Source organism: Alteromonas sp. ABH2_165, from assembly GCF_056159945.1.
Genome location: NZ_JBSWWF010000012.1, coordinates 87,298 through 107,141 on the forward strand (window position 1 = coordinate 87,298; position 19,844 = coordinate 107,141).

General features: G+C 49.2%; 17 protein-coding genes. 8 read left to right on the top strand and 9 right to left on the bottom strand.

What is annotated here, in order from left to right; all coding sequences use genetic code 11:
• Positions 1-397: 397 nt before the first annotated feature.
• The 4 genes from ACXAFQ_RS20070 to ACXAFQ_RS20085 all read left to right on the top strand — a co-directional run bounded on the left by ACXAFQ_RS20070 (position 398) and on the right by ACXAFQ_RS20085 (position 3,959).
• A complete protein-coding gene (locus ACXAFQ_RS20070) occupies positions 398-1,942 on the top strand; it encodes a hydroxymethylglutaryl-CoA reductase (protein WP_474825142.1) in 1,545 nt (514 codons plus the stop codon).
• Positions 1,943-2,288: 346 nt separating this feature from the next.
• Positions 2,289-3,305 carry a hypothetical protein gene (locus tag ACXAFQ_RS20075; protein ID WP_474825143.1) on the top strand — a complete coding sequence of 339 codons (1,017 nt, stop codon included), beginning with the start codon at positions 2,289-2,291 and terminating at the stop codon, positions 3,303-3,305.
• A gap of 92 nt (positions 3,306-3,397) precedes the next feature.
• The gene (locus ACXAFQ_RS20080) at positions 3,398-3,625 is read left to right on the top strand and encodes a type II toxin-antitoxin system prevent-host-death family antitoxin (RefSeq protein WP_474825144.1); all 228 of its coding nucleotides are present in this window, start codon (positions 3,398-3,400) and stop codon (positions 3,623-3,625) included.
• Positions 3,615-3,959 (top strand): type II toxin-antitoxin system RelE/ParE family toxin, encoded by a 345-nt coding sequence (locus ACXAFQ_RS20085; RefSeq protein ID WP_474825145.1) that lies wholly within the window; start codon positions 3,615-3,617, stop codon positions 3,957-3,959. Before ACXAFQ_RS20080 ends, ACXAFQ_RS20085 begins: the two co-directional genes overlap by 11 nt.
• Positions 3,960-4,025: 66 nt before the next feature.
• On the opposite strand, the gene ACXAFQ_RS20090 is transcribed toward ACXAFQ_RS20085, so the two are convergent.
• The 4 genes from ACXAFQ_RS20090 to ACXAFQ_RS20105 all read right to left on the bottom strand — a co-directional run bounded on the left by ACXAFQ_RS20090 (position 4,026) and on the right by ACXAFQ_RS20105 (position 9,365).
• Positions 4,026-7,343, bottom strand: coding sequence for an amidohydrolase family protein (locus tag ACXAFQ_RS20090; protein ID WP_474825146.1), 3,318 nt, complete (start codon positions 7,341-7,343; stop codon positions 4,026-4,028).
• A gap of 493 nt (positions 7,344-7,836) precedes the next feature.
• Complete coding sequence (locus tag ACXAFQ_RS20095) at positions 7,837-8,010, bottom strand: hypothetical protein (RefSeq protein WP_170826609.1); 174 nt, start codon at positions 8,008-8,010, stop codon at positions 7,837-7,839.
• A gap of 136 nt (positions 8,011-8,146) precedes the next feature.
• Positions 8,147-8,845: an NUDIX hydrolase gene (locus ACXAFQ_RS20100; protein ID WP_474825147.1), complete on the bottom strand. Its 699-nt coding sequence runs from the start codon at positions 8,843-8,845 to the stop codon at positions 8,147-8,149.
• Positions 8,838-9,365 carry a nicotinate-nicotinamide nucleotide adenylyltransferase gene (locus tag ACXAFQ_RS20105; protein WP_474825148.1) on the bottom strand — a complete coding sequence of 176 codons (528 nt, stop codon included), beginning with the start codon at positions 9,363-9,365 and terminating at the stop codon, positions 8,838-8,840. The genes ACXAFQ_RS20100 and ACXAFQ_RS20105 overlap by 8 nt, the downstream gene beginning before the upstream one ends.
• A gap of 191 nt (positions 9,366-9,556) precedes the next feature.
• Between ACXAFQ_RS20105 and ACXAFQ_RS20110 the strand changes: the two genes are divergently transcribed.
• The 3 genes from ACXAFQ_RS20110 to nadE are packed head-to-tail and all read left to right on the top strand — an operon-like array spanning position 9,557 to position 13,542.
• The gene (locus ACXAFQ_RS20110) at positions 9,557-10,192 is read left to right on the top strand and encodes an isochorismatase family protein (RefSeq protein ID WP_474825149.1); all 636 of its coding nucleotides are present in this window, start codon (positions 9,557-9,559) and stop codon (positions 10,190-10,192) included.
• A gap of 19 nt (positions 10,193-10,211) precedes the next feature.
• Complete coding sequence (gene pncB, locus ACXAFQ_RS20115) at positions 10,212-11,420, top strand: nicotinate phosphoribosyltransferase (RefSeq protein WP_474825150.1); 1,209 nt, start codon at positions 10,212-10,214, stop codon at positions 11,418-11,420.
• Between the two features lie 7 nt (positions 11,421-11,427).
• The gene (gene nadE / locus ACXAFQ_RS20120; RefSeq protein WP_474825151.1) at positions 11,428-13,542 is read left to right on the top strand and encodes an NAD(+) synthase; all 2,115 of its coding nucleotides are present in this window, start codon (positions 11,428-11,430) and stop codon (positions 13,540-13,542) included.
• Positions 13,543-13,611: 69 nt separating this feature from the next.
• Here the strand turns inward: nadE and gorA are convergent, their stop codons facing one another.
• Positions 13,612-14,961: a glutathione-disulfide reductase gene (gene gorA / locus ACXAFQ_RS20125; RefSeq protein ID WP_474825152.1), complete on the bottom strand. Its 1,350-nt coding sequence runs from the start codon at positions 14,959-14,961 to the stop codon at positions 13,612-13,614.
• A gap of 138 nt (positions 14,962-15,099) precedes the next feature.
• Here gorA and ACXAFQ_RS20130 point away from each other — a divergent pair, with 138 nt between their 5' ends.
• Complete coding sequence (locus ACXAFQ_RS20130) at positions 15,100-16,401, top strand: sensor histidine kinase (RefSeq protein ID WP_474825153.1); 1,302 nt, start codon at positions 15,100-15,102, stop codon at positions 16,399-16,401.
• 18 nt (positions 16,402-16,419) lie between these two features.
• On the opposite strand, the gene nosR is transcribed toward ACXAFQ_RS20130, so the two are convergent.
• From nosR to ACXAFQ_RS20150, 4 genes are read right to left on the bottom strand one after another with little or no spacing between them, the layout of a single operon-like run.
• Positions 16,420-17,763, bottom strand: a complete 1,344-nt coding sequence (gene nosR / locus ACXAFQ_RS20135) for a response regulator c-di-GMP phosphodiesterase, NosR family (protein ID WP_474825154.1) — start codon at positions 17,761-17,763, stop codon at positions 16,420-16,422.
• A 57-nt stretch (positions 17,764-17,820) separates the two neighbouring features.
• On the bottom strand, positions 17,821-18,771 hold the full coding sequence (locus tag ACXAFQ_RS20140) for a sensor histidine kinase (RefSeq protein ID WP_474825155.1): 951 nt from the start codon (positions 18,769-18,771) through the stop codon (positions 17,821-17,823).
• A gap of 1 nt (position 18,772) precedes the next feature.
• A complete protein-coding gene (locus ACXAFQ_RS20145; protein ID WP_474825156.1) occupies positions 18,773-19,117 on the bottom strand; it encodes a hypothetical protein in 345 nt (114 codons plus the stop codon).
• Between the two features lie 27 nt (positions 19,118-19,144).
• A complete protein-coding gene (locus ACXAFQ_RS20150; RefSeq protein WP_070126263.1) occupies positions 19,145-19,705 on the bottom strand; it encodes a response regulator in 561 nt (186 codons plus the stop codon).
• Positions 19,706-19,844: the final 139 nt, after the last annotated feature.

A 19,844-nucleotide genomic window follows, 5' to 3' on the forward strand; every position in this document is an offset into this window, starting at 1 on the left:
TTCAAAAGTACCGACAGATTGTCCTGCTCACTTCCTTACTGATTTTTGAATCCCTGGCATCACAATCCTTGACGCCTCCCTTTCAAACCATCAGGCCAATCTGTCGGTAAACACCAGCGTCCTGCTGACGGTTCAAAATTTAAGCGGTTCAGCATAAATCAGCTTTTCTGCCGGGGACCGGGGCGCTAAGTGCACTGTTTTCGGGGGATTTTGGCCGGATTTGTCAAAGCATGGCCGTTTTCGACAAGTGGCTTCGATGTGCGAAAGGTCAAAGAATGCACACGCGATAACCGATATAAAGTGAAAAACTTGTGAACTAACGTTATGGTGCAAAGGTAAAAAGCGTCTGCAGAAGAAAAGGCAATCAGGAAAACCAGAAGATAAGGAAGGTGCCGCAATGTTTATTCCCAGCATGTTACTGAAGCAGTTGTATACCCATGGCAGTTTGCAGAAAACCGAAGATGGGTTGTGCTTTATGCTGAAGAATCGTCTGAAAGATGCGCACCTTGAAGAAATCCTGCAGATATCACTAGATGGAAAGCACATCGCCAACGAAAAAATCACCCTTAAAGTGGGGCCTGATACCCTGTTGAGTGCTGAAGAAGTGAACGCCAGTGGCAACGTGCCATTCCCGCTACGAGAAGTGATAACGGTTTTTCTCGACGTAAAAGCCAAGGCGGGGCCTGAGAAACTCAAATTAGGGATCGAGTTTAAAGCGGCGCCTTTCGGCAAGCTTAAATTTACCGTTGAAGACAATATCTCTCCGATTGCGGAAAAGCCGGCGGGTATTCCCCGCGACCCTCACGATGATTATCGCCCGGAAATTATTGAGCAGCGACAGCAGTATTTTGCTTCAGCCAATGGCGCGCCTGTGGACCACATTGGTAAATATTCTATTGACCCAGGCACGCTTCGCGGCAACATCGAGCACTTTATTGGTGTGGCGCAGGTGCCTATTGGCGTAGCGGGGCCGCTCAAAATTAACGGCGAATATGCGCAGGGCGAGTTCGTTGTACCATTGGCGACTACTGAAGGCACGCTGGTGGCATCTTATAATCGCGGCATGAAGTTGTTGAACATGTCGGGCGGGGTAAAAGCCACAGTTGTTGATGATGCGATGCAGCGGGCACCGGTCTTTATTTTCAGTGATGCCCGAGGTGCTCGTGATTTTGTGAAATGGGTAAACGAGAACATCGACCAAATTCGTGATGAAGCGGAAGCCACATCTTCTGTAGCTAAACTCACTTATATCGATCATTTCCTGTCGAACAAGTTTGCCTTCCTGCGTTTTAATTATCTAACCGGCGATGCGGCGGGGCAAAATATGGTAGGGCGCGCGACCTTCGCGGCCTGCGGCTGGATTTTGGATAACTATGAAGGAATTGAAAACTTCTATCTGGAATCGAACTTCGCTACCGACAAGAAAGCATCGCAGATAAACATCATGCGTACCCGAGGGAAACGGGTTACGGCAGAAGCGACGATTAAGCGCGAGCACTTGTTGAGCGTAATGCGAGTAGACCCAAAACAGATTGATTATCACGGCAGAGTCGCGGGCGTAGGCTCATTCCTTTCAGGCGTAAACAATACGGGCCTGCACTCGCCAAACGGGATCACGGCGATGTTCATTGCCACGGGGCAAGACGTGGCAAATGTGTCGGAATCCTCTGCGGGTATCATGTACTCCGAACTCACCGAAGACGGCGATCTGTACGTGTCGCTGACAATCCCCTCGCTGATTGTGGCCACCTATGGCGGCGGTACGGGCATTGGTACGCAGAAAGAATGCTTGGAGCTGATGGACTGTTACGGCAAAAACAAAGTCTATAAGTTCGCCGAAATCGTTGGTGCGGTAGCGCTTGCCGGCGAAATTTCGCTAGCCAGTGCCATCTCATCCTCCGACTGGGTATCGTCCCACGAACAATACGGGCGCAATCGATAGGGGCCGACCCCGGCCTTTACGCGGGAACGGGTTCTGACTCAGAAACACGCCGTAAATCCTTCCATGGAGGCTCGGCAACCGCATCCCTGCGGTTGACGGTTTCCGAGCCAGAATCCCTTTTCCAGCTGCGGCAGGGGTCACTTAGATTCTACAACACGGCGTAAACCCATCCATGGGGCCTCGGCTGCCGCTTCCCTGCGGCAGACGGTTTCCGAGCCAGAATCCCTTTTCCAGCTGCGGCCGGGATTGGCAACTGCAATATTCTGATACGGTTGTGGTTTTGCTAATCTCTTTGGGTTTCCTATAAACTGGCTACTTCACGGAAGAAAGTTCAAGGATGTTTGCTGTGCAGAAGCCGGTTCGTTATCGTTTTGTTTATCTTATCTGTATGGTCGCTGTTTATTTGTGCGGCTATAAATTGCTGCCTGAATCTATCTCCTCTTCTGCCGATGAATGGCTAACTATTGTCTTTGCTGCACTCTATTTTGTTGCGTTGCCCGCACTGTATTTCGATTGCATGATTGTGGTGGGTAAACAGAAACTGTGGAAAATGCTGATTAGTTTCAGCTTGAGTGCATTGGTGGCGCGGTATACGTTTCCTACCGAGATTGCTGCCTACTTCGAGTTTATTGCGTGGATTCGTTATCCATTAGCTGCGGTGTTGATTATGCTCGAGCTAGCCATTGTTTATATGGTGGTAAAGAGTCTTTGGAAAGCCCGCCATTTACCGGGCGACCCTCGGCTTCATGCGCAGAATCAATTTCCTGATGATGACCGTAAGCGCACGGCTGCGCTGCTCTGGTCTCACGAACCGGCATCGTGGTATTACGCTATTTCGCGCTTTTCACGCAATCATGTGCCTGTCATCGGTAAGCTTGTGACTCGATTGAGTAATCCAGTATTGGGAATGATGGCCATTCTTTCCGTACCAGCATCTGCAGTTATTGCCTATTGGTTACTGGAAAGTTGGAGTTTGACGGCGGCGATAATTGTGTCGAGTCTCATTATGTGGGGAACGGTTTCAGCGGTCGCAGCGGTACGTTTGCGAAGACACTTTTCTATCTACATACAGGGTGATGATCTGGTCATTAATCCGGGCTTCTATCGCACGCTTTTCGGCAAGGTGTCGGCTATTGAAAGTGTTGAGGCTGGGAGATGGAACAAAAGTGACATAGGTGAAAGTCTGCAGCTGGGACGGGGTGACACAGCCAATGCGCGCATTCGTTTCAGTGAGCCAGCGGTGCAATATTCCATGATGGCGAGTATCGAAGACAAGCAGAAAGAGGTGTATCTGGTGTGCGAAAATCCTGAGGAGGTTGTTCAGGCGCTACAGCCGCCACAGGTATTGCAAACTGCGTCTTAGAACCTGTTCCGGAGTGTTGAACAAAAAATAATCGTTCAGTTTTTTGCTGACCAGACTATAATAAGACCATATTTAGTCTGATTGGGGTTTTAATGAAAACGCAAACTGTGTCTTATATGAAAGAACACGCGAACCACTTAGAGTTGGATAACCCAATTTTGGTCACGCAGAATGGTAAACCTAAGTTTGTGATTCAGGATGCTAGAGACTATGAAGAACAGCAGCAAACATTAGCGTTGTTGAAGCTCATTAATTTATCGGAAAGAAGCGCAAAGCAGTCAGGCTTGCTCGATCTCGACGATGTTTTCGATGACAACTAAGTACAGTATAAAAGCGACATCCGTTTTTAAACTAAGTTTAACTAAGCTCGATTCATTTTTGACCAGAAAGTTTAGTGAAACCGTTGCACGTAAAGCAAAACGGGCGATTAGCACTAAAGTTCAATCTCAGCTTTCCAACAATCCACATTCCGCGCCTCAAAGTGACAGGCTACTTGCATTAGGGCTGGCCGAGTACCGACAGCTACTCGTCGATGACCATAACATTGTGTTTTTCAGAGTGGACGAGTCAACTAAGACTGTCATTCTGCTATTGGTTATTGACTCAAGGCAGGACCTTGAAAAACTGTTGTTTGAAGTAAACCTGCTTTTTTAAACCCCAGGCAAAAATAAACCGACATGACGTCGGTTTATTTTTAGCACTCGTTAAACTGGTTTCAGTTTAATCATGCTTCCAATGGTACATATGCGCTTTGGCTTCGGTTTCCGCTGCGGTGTCTTCCGGCATAAACAGCTTGTTGTTGTCTTCGAAGAAGAATGGTTTGCGGGTTTTACGACTGCCAACTTCGTTCATCGTAGCGGCTTCATACACACGACCATTCAGTACGGTGTATTCCACGAACTCACTACGACGCAGGTCATTCAGCACATCACCATCGATTACCACGAGATCGGCCAGCTTGCCTTTCTCGATACTGCCGATGTCTTTACCCATACCTAGGTGAGTTGCACCGTCGATGGTGGCACCACGCAGCGCTTCCCATGGGGTGAATCCGCCCTGTTCCATGCTCCACAGTTCCCAGTGTGCGCCTAAACCTTCACGCTGACCGTGAGCACCAATGTGCACGCTCACACCTTTGTCGCGCAGTTCTTTGGCGTACTTGGCAACTTGTGGATGGGTGTACTGATTGTCCGGCGCGGTGGGGCGGCGGATAGAACGGCTGTCGAGCATGGTGGATGGTACGTAGCGCAGCAGGCGCTCGTTTTTCCAAACCTCGGTACGATCGTACCAGTATTCTTCACCCATCAATCCGCCGTACGACACGATAAAGGTTGGCGTATAGCCGAACTCGGTGGCCGACCACAATTGTGTTACGTCGTCATAGCCACGGGTAACCGGGAAGCTGTGCTCCAGACCGGTGTGACCATCTACCAGCATGGTCAGGTTCTGCTGCATCTTACCGCCACCTTCCGGCACCACCATCATCTGCTGCTCGTGAGACGCCCACAGAATCTGCTGACGCTGGTCGCGGCGCGGCTGGTTATAGCTTTTCACCGAAATGGCACCGGCTTCTTTTAAGCGCTGAACGTGGAAGTAAGCATCGTCATAGTTGTTGATGATGGCTTTGTAGCCCAGCGATTCTGCACCGTACAGGATGGCGCCGGTGGAGTAGATACGGGGCGCAACGATGTCGCCGTGACGCTGCAGTTCAGAAGCGGAGAAAATCTCGGTAGTGTCGTTGGATGGATCGTGAATGGTGGTAACACCAAAGGACACGTTGGAGTACTGGTTCCAGTTCTGCTGCGGGATGATTTCGTTGCGGCCCTGGGAGCCGTGAGCATGGGCATCCACCAATCCAGGAATGATGGTTTTACCACGGGCATCGATGCGCATGGCTTCATCAGGAATGGAAACCTCATCCATGGTGCCAACGGCTTCAATGCGGTTGTCGCGAATGAGCACCACACCGTTTTCAATCACTTCCTGCTGATTGTCTGCATCGCGCATGGTCACAATTTTACCGCCAACTAGCGCTTTGTAACCAGTGGGTTTATCCGCTTTGGCTTTAAACGACAGACTCATGCCTTCGGCCAGTGGATCTGGCAGCGCTTCTTTTTCTTTGCCGCCAACAAAGGTGAAAGCATCGTCTAGGCTGCGTTCGTAGTAATTGGGGCCATGGAACCAACCAACGGTTTTGTTATCTGGACTCCAGGACAGGTATTCACCGGCACGGGCAGAAAGCTGGGTTACCGGCAGAGACGTCATGTTCGGGCCGATAGTGACCTTTTTGCCATTCTCAACAAACGGCGTGACGTAGGTTTTAAACTGATAGGTGAAAGCCACCCATTTCTTATCATGCGACAAACGGTATTCACTTACCTGATCGGCCCCGTACAAATGCGTACGCTTGTCTTCGCCATTCATGTCTACGCTGCTGAACTGGGTTTCAGGATAGGCAGAACCGCCTGCGTATTCAGTAAAGTAAACACGGTCATCGTTACCGGCAAAATGTGGCTCGGAGCCACGATCACTCACTTTCACTTCAGTGTCGTTTTTCAGGTCGGCTACGTAAATTCCCGGCTCAACAGAGTATTTCGGATCGAGCAGATAGCCGCCGTTGAATTTGCGGAATGCCACGTAGCGACCATCCGGTGAAAAGCTTGGCTCGATATAGTGGCCCGGCTTCTTGCTGATCACCTTACCTTTGCCGCCTTTGGCGGAAACCACGCGCACATCACCTAAATCCTGATCGTTCCAGGTGGTGTAAACGATAAATTTTCCGTCGTTGGTGTAGCGTGGGAAGTATTCATCGTGATCGTTCTGCGACGTAAGGCGTTTCATTTTACCTGATTTCAGATCTTTCACGTACAGCTTACCCAGCGCCTGGAACAGGATGCTGGAGCCGTCCGGGGATTTCTGCGACCAGCGAATCATCTTCACGTCGAATTCATCCGGTGCCACATCCACGTCGAAACGCAGTGCATCGGCATACTGCAGCGTGGCTTTCACGTTCACATCGATATCGCTGATGTTGCCATCTTTAATGGCAATCTTGTGGAACTTACCACCGGTCCAGTACACCAGTGCAGAACTGTCTGGCAGCCAGTCGTAATAGGCATAATACCCTTCTGTACCGAAGCCTTCTTGTAAGTCTTTTTCCAGTGTCAGGGTAAGCGGCTTTTCCAGACCGGTTTCCAGATCTTTCAGGAACAGGCCAGATTTGTTTTTCACCCGGCGGATGAACGCCACGTATTTACCATCTGGAGATGGAGTAGGCACAATGGCACCGCCCACACCACCGATGAAGCTTTCTTCTTCACCGGTTTTACGGTCGTAGCGGGTAATATCGAAAATACCTTTCAGCGGATCGCGGTTGTATTCGAAGCCAGCGCCCGGCACAGTATTGTGTGTGTAGTAAAGGTAATTGCCATCTGGCGAAAATACCGCGTCGGTAATGTTTTGCTGATCGCCATTGCCGTGTTCGCGGGCTTTAATTTGCAGGCCATCGCCACCGGCGATGTGATACATCCAGATTTCACCGGCAGGAATACTGCGGCTCGACATAATGCCTTTGGTGGCAACAATGTATTGTCCATCCGGGCTCCACTTAGGTGAATGGATCAGATTTTTCTTTTCTTTGGTCACCTGACGAAGGTTATCGCCGTTGATGTCCATCACCCAAACGTTAGATAAACCACCACGATCAGAAATAAACGCGATTTGTGTGCCGTCTGGAGAGATAGTGGGATGCAGGTTCCAGGCAAAATCCTGAGTCAGTGGCGTCGCCTGACCGCCTTTTAAATCTACTTTGTAGATGTCACCTAGCATGTCGAACACCATGTATTTACCGTTCGGCGCAACATCCAGGCTCGACCATGAAGTCTCGTTAGTATTGATTTCAACGCTGTTCAGTTTGAACGGCGGGTTTAGCACGTCCCAACTTTCTTTGTCTGATTTCTCTGTTTCAGCCAGTGCTGCGGTGCTACCCAGCAGCAAACTCATGGCCACAGCCAGAGCATGTCGTGAGGTTTTTAACATTGTGTTCCCCCGAGGATCTTATAATTAGTTTTAGTTATTACTGCGACAGGGCGAGGGGCTGTGTAAGCCTTTCGTGTCATGCAACCGAAACACGGCGTAAACCCATCCATGGGGCCTTGGCTGCCGCTTCCCTGCGGCAGACAGTATCGGTTGCACGTCACTTCAGGCTTAGCGCACCTATGCCCTGTCTTGCACGCCTTGCCATTAGCGAATAGAGCGAACTGGCGAAGTGTGAAGTGTTGTGGCGAGGAAACCGTCAACCGCAGGGATGCGGTTGCCGAGCCTCCAGGGACGGATTCACGGCGTGTTTACGAGTCACAACACGTAATACTTCACTGCCGGTTCGCTTTATTCGCGGTGCAATCCGTTACACGCCAAACTTCTGCAATTAGTCCAAGAATACGTCAGGGGGCAATGTTTTGGCAAAGGTTGTGGTTTGTTGGGGGAGGGCGTTCATCGTATTTGTTCGTGAACGCCGGAAAGAAAACGAGACTTACCAGGAAGTAAAAGACTCGGAAATATCGGCAATTACCCAGTTCATCGCAAGCTGAAAACCAACCAGTAATGCGCCTGCAAACAGGCTGATAGCCACATTGGCAGTTAGTGCGAATGTGACAGCCAGTGCCAAAGTAAAAAGCAGGGCTAATACGATATTGTCGATTTTCATGTGTCTTCTCTTGTGTGCTTAACGATGCAGTGAAGTATGAATAGTATCGCCCAATAAAGATAACAGGGTTAATCGATATCAATAATCTTGAAAATCAATCAGAGAAGATAAACGAGACGTCTCAACACAGTGCGAGCTAGTCTAATGCACCTTGTAATACTCTGGAGAAGAAGTGGGGTTTCTGCGGTTGCCTATGCGTATAAAGCTTTGCTCTGCTGCGCTTCACTATTTTACTTTCGCCGGTTTCTTCTACTGAATCGCTCTCCTCGATGCGGTCGCGGAAGTTCTTTTTATGCAATGGTTTACCCAGCACAATTTCATACACCGTTTGTAATTCCGAAAGGGTAAACGGTTCGCGAAAAAAATAGTTCGGTTCGGTGCTGTACTTGGCGCGGTGATACAACCGGTGAAATGCTTTCTGAATCAGTTGCTGGTGGTCGAAGGGCAAATTAACCGATGGTGATTCGCCAAGGAAATCAGTCACTGCCATCCAGCAAACCTGTTCGCTACATGAAGCCGATTCGTCTATAAGGCAAAGGTAGGGGCAGGTAATGCTCCAGCCTTCCGGATCGCGACTCACATTCCCCTCGAATTCCAGCTTGGCGATATAAGCTGGCGATAGCGCGACCTTCTCTTTTAGGTTACGGAGCAATGTATCGTTAAGGTTCTGATCGGTGTCTGTGTGTACGAAGCCTCCGGGTAAGGCGAGCACATTGGCATAAACCCGGGCGTCGGCGGGGCGGCGGATAAGCCCAACCTGCAGCGTTTCGTTATAAATTCGAAACAACACTGCATCGATGGTGCACACGGGCGTGGGATAGCTGCGCTTAGTCATAAAGCTTTTGCTCCCGCAAATAGGCGGCCACAGAAGGCGTCACTAAGTGGTCTATCGGTTGGCTTGTGCTCAGTGCGTCTCTCACCAATGTAGAGCGGATAGCCTTGCGCTCTGGAACCACAAAAACGCCCCAGCGCTGTTCGATTTCTTCGGCCTTGTAAAACTTCGACCAGTTGGCCTTATTATCCGGACCCATCACGAAACTAAGCTGATTGTCGCCAAATTCCGTATTTTCCAAATGAGAAAGCACATCAAAGGTGTACACCGGCTTGCCATCACTAGCAATCAGGTGCTCCACCGGGTAGGCCCTTACTCGCTTATCGGCAATATCATCGACAAACGCCTGTAGCAGTGCCACCCGATGGTTGTAATCAATCATCGATTTAGCAAACGCATGCTGGTAAGACGGAATTAACAGCACCTGTTCAAAATTATTATCGTGGTCCAGCACATACTCAATGGCATCGAGGTGCCCTCGGGTAGGTGGATTGAACGCGGAACCAAATACGGCGGTTTTCATATAAAGCCCTTTCTAATGAGTATTTAAAAGATACTTGTTTAATCGCAGACAGGCAACCGCGAATTTCAGAGATTGCTTGCGACGCAATACTTAATAATTGGGATAAAGCGATGAGCCGAATTAATGTTCAAAATTTAATTGACTTTAAAGGGTATTGATAGAATACTCGTTTTATCGAAAGGAGACTGTTTATGAAGATCGCATCGATTAACGTAGATCCGCAAAAAGGATTTACCCCGCTATGCCCCGATGAACTCCCGGTACCGGGTGGTGACGAAATTGTGCCGGCATTGTTGGCGCAGAATGCGTTGGCTGACTATTTAATCGGTTCTAGCGATTCCCACTGCGACGCCGCGCTGTTTAAAGTGGATGCCGATGAAGACCAGTTCAAACCGCTGGATTACGCCAATACCGACACCACGTTTAAGATGCACTGCAAGCCGGGCACCAAGGGTTTTGAACTACTCGATGGTTTGCCTGCACCCACGGAATATGATTTCTTCGTATGGAAAGGTGTGGCCCCCGATCTTCATCCCTACGGCGCGTGCTATCACGATCTGGCCGAGAAACTGTCTACCGGCGTAATAGAATTTCTTCGCTGTAACGACGTGACCACTATTATCGTGGGCGGTCTGGCAACCGATTTTTGTGTCGCCACCACCGCACGACAGTTACAACAAACAGGGCGCTTTAAGGTTATTCTGCATTTAGATGCCTGTCGCGGCATCGCTCCGGATGGTACCCAAGCGCAAATTCAATCACTTCAGGAATCAGGAGTTGTCATCGCCGACACCATCGACGATGTCAAAAAAGCCATTGTTGCATAATCCCTTAAGGAACAAACCCATGTCCCGCAATTCATTATTCAAGGAACATCTGAATTTTTCTGCGTTGGATAACGACTTTTATAAAATGAACATGTGGCAGTGCTTCATGCACCAGTATCCCTACGTTGAAGACGTTGAATACCGGTTCGTTGTACGAAGTGATATTGATTTGCGGCCCTATCGTGGTGAAATCCAGCAAGAGTTAGAAAAGCTTGATGGCTTGCGCTTCACCCCAGATCAAATTAGCTGGCTGGAAAGCATTCCGTGGTACACCAAAGACTTCATTGAATGGGTGAGAATGTGGTCTTATCAATCTCGGTTTCTGCAGATTGGCGAAGAAGACGGTCAGTTGTCTATTCGCGCAAAAGGGCCATTGATGCATGTGCATAATTTCGAAATGCCCGTGCTGTCCACGGTGGCCGAGGTTTATAACCGCCGTAACTATCCCGATAAAACTTACGAAGACGTGCGCCAGCCTTTGTTTGATAAGCTAAAATGGCTGAAGGAACAGCATGAAAAGCACGATCTTACCGGACTACAAATTGCCGAATTTGGCACTCGCAGACGTTTCAGTTATGAAGCGCAGCTTACAGTAGTAGATATGCTGAAAAGCATGATCCCTGAGGTGTTTGTGGGTACCTCAAATATGCACCTCGCCAAGGAGTTCGACATATCGCCCATCGGCACTATGGCCCATGAAATCTTTATGCTGTCGCAGCAGGTGGGCGTGCAATTGGTGAATTCCCAAAAGCACACGTTGGAAACCTGGGTAAAAGAATTTCGTGGTCAGCTAGGATATGCCCTTACCGACACAATCGGTATGGATGCCTTTGTGCGTGATTTTGACCTCTACTTCGCAAAACTGTTCGATGGCCTGAGACATGACTCCGGCGATCCGATAGAATTCGGTGAAAAGGCGATTCGCATGTATGAGAACCTTAACATTGATCCGAAAACCAAAACCATCATTTTCAGTGACGGTCTGGATTTCGAAACCACGGTGTCGTTGTTCTTGCGTTTCCGTGGTCGCATAAAGACATCCTTCGGTATTGGCACGTTCTTGTCTAACGACGTGCGTGGTGTAAACCCACTGAATATTGTGATGAAACTGGTGCGGGTGAACGGCAAGCCGGTGGCGAAAATCTCTGACGCGCCGGGCAAGAACCTTTGCGAAGATCCTGAATTTGTTAGCTACCTGAAAAAGGTATTTGAAGTGAACTGGGCTTAAGAGTTTTATGGCAAATTACACCCGAATTGGTACAGCAGCGCTGCGCCAGATCCCTTTTGATTTTAAGGGCAATGTTTCCCGAATCCTTACCGCCATCGAGCGGGGGCTGGATGCGCACATTAATATCCTGCTGATGCCGGAGTTGGCGCTCACCGGTTACGGGTGTGAAGACAACTTCAGCTATCAGGAATTTAATCAGGCAGCCGAAGCCGCACTGAACGACGTACTGGCTGGCTATCAGGCACTGGCCCACGAGCGCGAACACGCCGACAACATGCTTATTGCTATGGGCATGCCGGTGATGTTTCCCGGCGGTCAGGTGTATAACACTACGGCGTTTATCAGTGCCGACGGCCTGCATGGCTTTGCCTGCAAACAGTATCTGGCCCGGAACGGCTTGCACTATGAACCGCGCTGGTTTGAAGCCTGGCCACGGGGCAGGGTGGTAAATCACCCAACATTCAATGTGCCCTTTGGTGATGTGGTAGTGAATGCCGGAGGCCTGCGCATTGGTGTAGAAACCTGTGAAGACGCCTGGGTGGCAAACCGTCCTGGTCGCGACCTTTATCATCGCAATGTGGATGTGCTATTAAACCCCAGTGCCTCTCACTTTGCGGTAGGCAAAAACTTCATCCGTGAACAGTTTATTAAAGAAGGCTCACGTGCCTTTGGTGTGGTGTATGCCTACGCGAATTTAGCCGGTACCGAAAACGGCACCAGCATTTTCGATGGCGGCTCCCTGATTGCGTCGGAAGGAAAAATCGTTTCCCGCGGCGACCGCTTCAATGTGCGCGATGTGGTGATGAATCAGACGCTGGTGAACGTGAGCGCCAACCGTGTATCCCGCGTGATCAGCTCTGAAACCATTGATATTGACGACACCAATGTGGTGGATATCGAACTGTCACTTACCCTGCCTAACGATGCCGTGCTGGCTGCTCGCAGTAACGACCGCGTTGATTCCGCCAAAGACGAATTGCCTGTGTTCTGGGATTCACTCAGCGGCGACGACTACGCTTTTACCGAAATTTGCTATGCGCTTGGCAACGGCCTGTGGGACTGGACAACACGCACCCATACCGACGGTTACGTGGTGAGTTTGTCCGGCGGTGCGGATTCTGCGCTGGTGGCAGCCTCGGTGTATGTGTCGCATTTTGTGGCGCTGGAACAACTGGGTGTGCACGATTATTTGGCGACCTTGCCGAAAGGATTAGCTGCGAAAATAGACGCCATCGCGCCGGGCGAAGATAAAATTGCCTGGCTAAAAGAAAAGGCTATGCCGAAGGTGTTGCTGTGTTTGTATCAAGGCACGGATAACTCATCGGAAACTACGTTCAATGCGGCGAAGTATCTGGCAGAGGAAATCGGCGCCACCTTCCACAGCTGGAACATTGAGCCGGTAGTACAGCAGTATCATTCACTGGTGAACGGCCTGTATCCTGATCGTCCGCTGAGCTGGAAAACCGATGACATTGCCATGCAGAACATTCAGGCCCGCAGTCGTAGTCCGGGTGTGTGGATGCTGGCGAACCGTGAGAACAAATTGCTGATTGCGACTTCTAACTTGTCTGAATCAGCACTGGGTTACGCGACAATGGACGGTGATACCTCTGGTGTGATCTCCGTGATTGCCGGTATCAACAAAACCACTATCCGCAAGGTCAACCGCTGGCTGGAAGAAGTGGGTTTGCCATTGTCTGTGGATGGTAAAAGCGCCCGCCATCAGCTGAAAGAAATGCACCGTGTTAACGTGCAGCAACCCACAGCGGAACTGCGCCCGGAAGAGCAGACCGACGAAGCGGATCTGATGCCTTACGTGGTGTGTGATTTCATCATGGATTGCTACCTGGCCCGCCAGATGTGGCCAAAGAGCATTCTGGTAGAGCTGATGCTCAACGGCTTCGATAAAGAGCACGACATGCGCCAGTTGGCCGCTTATGTGGAACGCTGGTTCAGACTGTTCTGCCGTAATCCGTGGAAACGCTACGGCACCCGCGCCGGTTTCCACATTGAACAGGTGTCACTGGATCCGAAAACCTTCCACCGCTTCCCACTGCTGAACAATGGCTTCAGCGAACAACTACAGCAAATGTGGGATTATGTTGAGGAAGTGGAGGGGTGACGCCGCTCATCTAAACAAAAAAGCCGGTTTATATCTAAACCGGCTTTGCGCGTTAAAACGTTCCGCGAATCACGTCATCGTAACAAACTCTTCGGCGCTGGTGGGGTGAATGGCAATGCAGCTGTCGAAGTCCGCCTTGGTTGCACCCATCTTCATCGCCACGGCAAAGCCCTGCAGGATTTCATCCATACCCATTCCGATGCCATGCAGGCCAACCACACGTTCATCTTCACCGGCACAAATAAGCTTCATCTTTGTAGCCTGACGGTGCTTGGTTACTGCGGTGTACATAGCGGCAAAAGATGAAGAGTATACTTTCAGGTTTTCTTTACCGTAGGCTTCTTCTGCTTCCGGTTCGGTCATGCCCACGGTACCGATAGGTGGGTGACTGAATACCACGGTGGGGATAAGATTGTAATCCAGATGAGCATCGTTCTGGCCATTGAACAGCCGCTCACTCAGCAAACGCCCCGCTTTAATCGCAACGGGCGTAAGCTCTGCATGGCCGGTAACGTCGCCCACACAGTATACGCCATCTACGGTAGTGTTCTGGAATTTGTCGACTTTGATAAAGCCCTTTTCGTCGGTGTCGATGCCGGTGTTTTCCAGTGCCAGCTTGTCGCTGGAGGGTACTCGGCCGATGGCCCAAATAAGCACGTCGGTTTCAATGACTTCACCGGTAGAAAGGGTCACTTTAAGCGAGTCGTCATCCTGTTTTTCCACCTTTTCAATTTCTGAAAACTTGTGCAGGGCAGGGCCTTCGCTGTCGATAATTTCAGTGAGTGTTTCAGCAATCATGGGGTCGAAATGACGAAGTGGCTGACCGTGACGGATCACCAAATCGGTTTTTGTGCCCAGTGAATGCAGTACGCCCGCCAGTTCCACGCCGATGTAGCCAGCACCTACGACCACCGCCCGTTTGGGCTGTGTTTGCAAAGCAAAGAAACCATCAGAGTCGATTCCTAGCTCTGCCCCGGGAATATCCGGGAAGCGAGGACGACCACCAACCGCAATGGTGATATGTTCTGCGGTGTACTGTTTGCCATCAACTTCAATGGTATGGTCATCAACAAAGCGGGCAAAGCCTTTGATAACGGTAATATCGTTGGCGCCAAGTACGCGATCATAGGAAGCATGGATGCGCTCAATGTACGCTTGGCGGTTGGCCACCATCACTTCCCAACTGTAGTTATTAACGGTGATATCAAAGCCATAGTCAGGGCCGTACTTGTGAATGGCTTCCGCCACATTCGCACCGAACCACATGGCTTTTTTCGGAACGCAGCCTACGTTCACGCAGGTACCGCCAATGTCAGCCCCTTCTATAAGTGCGACTTTCTTGCCGTGTTTGGCTGCCCGGTTTGCCGAAGCGATTCCGCCGCTACCGCCACCGATACAGATATAATCAAAGGTTTCCATAATTATTTTGCCTGATTTGGGTTTATGGTTATTCTTGCATGAAACTTTTCTTCGCTCAAAACGCGGCGACTGTCTACACTACGAAGTAACAACAAATAAAGCCTAGTTGGATTTTAGCCGTAACGCCCAGGACAGCATATGAACGATAATTTGCAGACCCATCTACTCAGACAGCAGATAGGAGACACTATTTGCGCAGCGCCCTCGCTGCATGAGTTACTCGATAGCTACGTAGAACATCTGCTAAATTATTTTCAGGCCGGTTGCGGCTTTTACACGCCATTCTGGTATGAAGAGTTGTCTCTGGTGTCATCGCTCCGTGTTTATCGTGATGATAACTGGCAAGCTAGTGAAGAACGGGTAGACAAATTATGCGTGCAGGCTAATCAAGCATACGAAGCCGATCCTTCCCGTTATTTTCTGTATTCCAGCAATGAAGAGCCGTTTGTTTGTATTCGTTTGCAGGATCAGGGGCACCCTGAAACCTGGCTGATTTTTGGATTAGATGCGCCACTTGATGAAACCACACTTAAAGATGTCAGTAGCATCGTGCCTTGGTTGCAAAATGGGGTAACCCAATGTCGGCAGGGCGTGTTACTCAATAGCGCGCAAACCCGCATTGAAGAAATGACCCGCGGCATGGCAGAAACCATGTCGCAGCTTGTTCAGGCTGAGAAGATGTCTGAATTAGGTAAGCTTACGGCTGGTATTGCCCATGAAGTGAATAATCCTATTGGTTTCATCCGTTCGAATCTTGAAACCCTGGTAGATTACGTCGATACCTTTGACAGTTTGTTCAAGGAACTGAAATCCTCTGCGAAAACTAACGAAGAATGGGGCAACCTGATAACGGAGATCGTGGAAAAATTCGACCTCGATTTTCTCATCGAAGATGCTCATGAGATTGTGAACAGCAATGTATCGGGCATCGATCGTATTCGCGATATCGTTTCCGATTTATATGCCTTCTCACGCAAAGGTAATGGTACGTTGCTGCCGATTACCCTTACCGACGTGGTGGAGCGTTGTGTAAAACTCACTAAAACCCGCTTCGATAACAATCACCAGGTGGTGGTGAATTGCCGAACCGACAGACCCTTTTGCGTGGGGGATGCTTCTCAGCTTGAGCAGGTGGTGATGAACATGATGATCAATGCGGCTCATGCGATGCCCACCGGCGGCACACTCACCATCGATATCAGTAGTACTGCAAACCGGCTGTTACTGAAATTTAAAGACACTGGGTTGGGAATGGATAAGGTAACGCAGCAGAAAATCTTTTTGCCGTTCTTTACCACTAAGCCAACCGGTGAAGGCACAGGACTAGGTTTATCGATTTCTGCGGGCATTTTGCAAACCCATAATGCAACGGTTACCGTGGAAAGCGAAATTAATCAGGGCACAGAGTTTGTTATTAGTTTCCCGCTTTACGTTGAATAAGTTGTCAGCACGCTAAAACTACAACGTTTCTTCTTCCGCTTCAGACGACTCGCTTTCTTCAGGTTGAGACTCTGGTTGTTGAGGCTTCACTGTGATCTCAAAATGCTTGCCATGATCTTCTTCATACGAACGCATTTTGGCGATAGTTGAATCGGTAAATACGTGGCCTTCTGGCAGTATTAAAATATGGCTATCGTTATACAGGTTTGCCGCCAGTACCATGCCAGGTTCAAGATCGTTAGCACTTAGCATGTTGTCGATATGCTTCGGCATTCCAATTTCCGGCGATTCCAGCAATACATCCAGAAACGTGGCATCGTAGCGGGTATTGCGGTGCTTCTTCAGTTCTTGTTTCGCTTCGTTTGGCGTCATATGCTTTTCAGTGAGTCTGCCGGTAACACAACGCCAATAGTCACGACTAATCGCCAAAATGCGCGCGCCCACGGGAATTTCCTTCGCCACTTTGTTATAAAGGCCTGAGCCGTTGTAATGCTCAAACTGAAACTCAAGAATGTCCGAAATTGGCTGCATGTGCTGAGCCGGGGCGAGTATGGTTGCTGCCTGCCGGGTTTGCGTGAGAAAGTTCTTCTGTTGCTCGTAATTCATTTTACTGAACGGCGTGGCATAGTCGGCGGGTTTCAACCCTAAACAACCCAGTTCACCTATCAGGCACGCATAGCGTACAAGTTTGATTTCTTCTGGTGGTAATCCTGAACGCTTGGCCAGAAGCGTGGCCAATTCACTAACCTCAATGGCAAACTTACCGTCGATATCCGGGTTAATACTGATAACGTTAAACAGCACCTGTTCAATTGCCAGGTTGTGTTTCTCGATGCGCTGTAAAGCCAGCTTTATTTGCTTGGTCCGTTTAACCACCGTTTGCTCAAGATGACTATTAATGTCTTTCAGTTTCTTGTTTTGTAGGCGCGTTAATTTTTGCAAACGGGCATTTTCGTCTTTCAACTTAACCCGCTCGAGACCTTCCTCGAGGGTGTTCATGAGCTCCTGGTTATCCCAGGGTTTTTGCAGATAACGATGGATCTTGCCCTGGTTCACCGCTTTTATGGTCGAATCGATATCAGCGAAGCCCGTTAACACGACACGGAATGTATCGGGGTAGAGTTTGGCGACTTGTTCCAGCAGTTCAGCGCCAGACATGTGAGGCATCTTCATGTCAGAAACCACAACATGCACCGTATTGCTTTCTAGCAGTTCGAGGGCTTTCTTGCCGCTGTCTGCCAGCAGCATATTAATATTCATTTTGAACAGAGCACGCTTCAGCGCACGAAGAATATTCGGCTCATCATCGACGAACAATATCGTATATTTCTTTTCTTCCTGCTTAGGTGCTGGCTCGCTCATAAATTCTCCTGATACCTCGTTCCGATTCGTTGGCGTTCGCCTTCACAACGAAGTAGGTTATCCCTGATCTGACGCACTGGTTTCATCACCGTCGTCCTCTGGGCCGGTGGTTGGCAGCACCAGCGTAAAGGTACTCCCTACGCCTTCTTTACTGATCACCTTAAGGCTACCGCCGTGTTCTTCCGCAATACCGAACGAAATTGAAAGCCCTAAACCCGTACCCTGACCCTCTGGCTTGGTCGTAAAAAACGGGTGGAACAGTTTGTCCAGGTGTTCCTGTTTAATGCCACAACCTGAGTCCGTTACACTGATGTGCACGAATTCGTCTTCCAGCCAGGATTTAACAATTATCTGGCCTTGTTTTCCTGTTGCTTCGATGGCCTGGCCCGCGTTAATAAGTAGATTGGTAAAAATCTGCGTGATTTTTCCAACATTAATATAAACCCGCGGAACCTCGCCGAAACGCATATCTTGCTGACAAATATATTTCAGTTTGTTGTTCACCATACTCAAGGTGGTTTGCATGCATTGGTTAATATCAAACCACTGTCTGTCGTCAGAATCAATGCGGGAGAAAAGCCGCAAACCTTTCACAATTTCACTAACCCGAATCAATCCCTCCGCCGACTCTTCTACCAGCGATAAAATATCTTCGTTAATAAATTCTATGTCGTGTTCTTCAATGGCGGCTTTGAGTTTTACTTTCTTTGCTTCCAAATCAGATTTGTCATCGCACTGGGTGCACTCCAGCATTTGGCCCATAACCATTTGATAGGTGCTGATGTAGTCGGCGAGTGTTGCCATGTTGCTGGAAACAAATCCGACCGGATTATTAATTTCATGCGCAACGCCAGCAGCAAGTTGACCCACTGAAGCCATTTTCTCAGCCTGCAGAAGCTGGCGCTGGGTGTCTTGAAGATCTTTCTTCAGGCTGTCGACAAGCCTGTTCTTCTTTTCAAGCTCAAGCTGCAACGCGTCAATGTTATGGTTTACATCTCGTTCAGTCATGTTAGCCCGTACTACACAAATTGTTCAGATACATAGCATGCAGACCTGTGGCGTCTGGCTGTCGCTCCCGATGTACCGGAATATTGGATGAAAAGAAGGCTGCTAGCTGCCCAAAGGCCAGCATTGAGTCATTATTGAAATTGCTAACTACAGCCATACCGTTCCCGGAATTCCGCCAACAATCATAAAAATAGACGCTATTACCTAATTTATGTAGTTTTGGAATGCAAACCGTCGTTAAATTATTCTCAGCAAGAGGTTCATCGGCCAAAACGGCGCACGTCATCAACACAAAAACGACGGCACCGACCACCGGTGAATGCCAGAAAAAAATGCGTCTAACCATTTTCTGTCTCCTGCGGGTAGGGACTACTCAGGGCGTCATGAATTTATCAAACAATTCGGTAAGATCATGGTTTGAAAATGGTTTTGATAAAACCGCATCTGCACCGAGATCCAATGCGCGTTCAAGGCTGGTGTCATCAAGCGCCGAAATAACGACAATCTTCATACGCTTGTATCGTGCTTGTTCGCGGGTGAACTGAATAACACTGTAACCGTCCATGCCGGGCATACTCAGATCCAGTGTCATTAATCGAGGATTGTGCTGACTCAGCATAACACCGGCCTGGAAACCACCCGTTGCTATCATAGTGTCGTAACCTGCGCGTCTGGCCACCCGTTGAATGGATTTTGCTACCGGCAACTCATCGTCCACAATCAAAATGCCCGGTGTTGCTTCACCTTGAAGCTGCGCTGGAATAGGCATGTTGTGCTGTTCGAGAAATTCAATGAAATCGTCTATCAGCACCCGGTTGTTGCCTCTGCCTGGCAGTTTGAAGCCTTTTAATTTTCCACTCTCGATCCATCTGATGACAGTTCGGAGGTTAACGTCGCAGTAGGATGCGATCTCCCCAGACGTGAGCGTTTTCATGTTTAGTGCTCCATAGCGGTGCTTATAAAATGTACGACTGAGTTATAGCACTGAAAATACAGGGTGACAATAAAGACTAAAGTATATGATGTGACAAATGTGACATTTTGGGTTGTGCGTAATATTTTTAAATCACTAA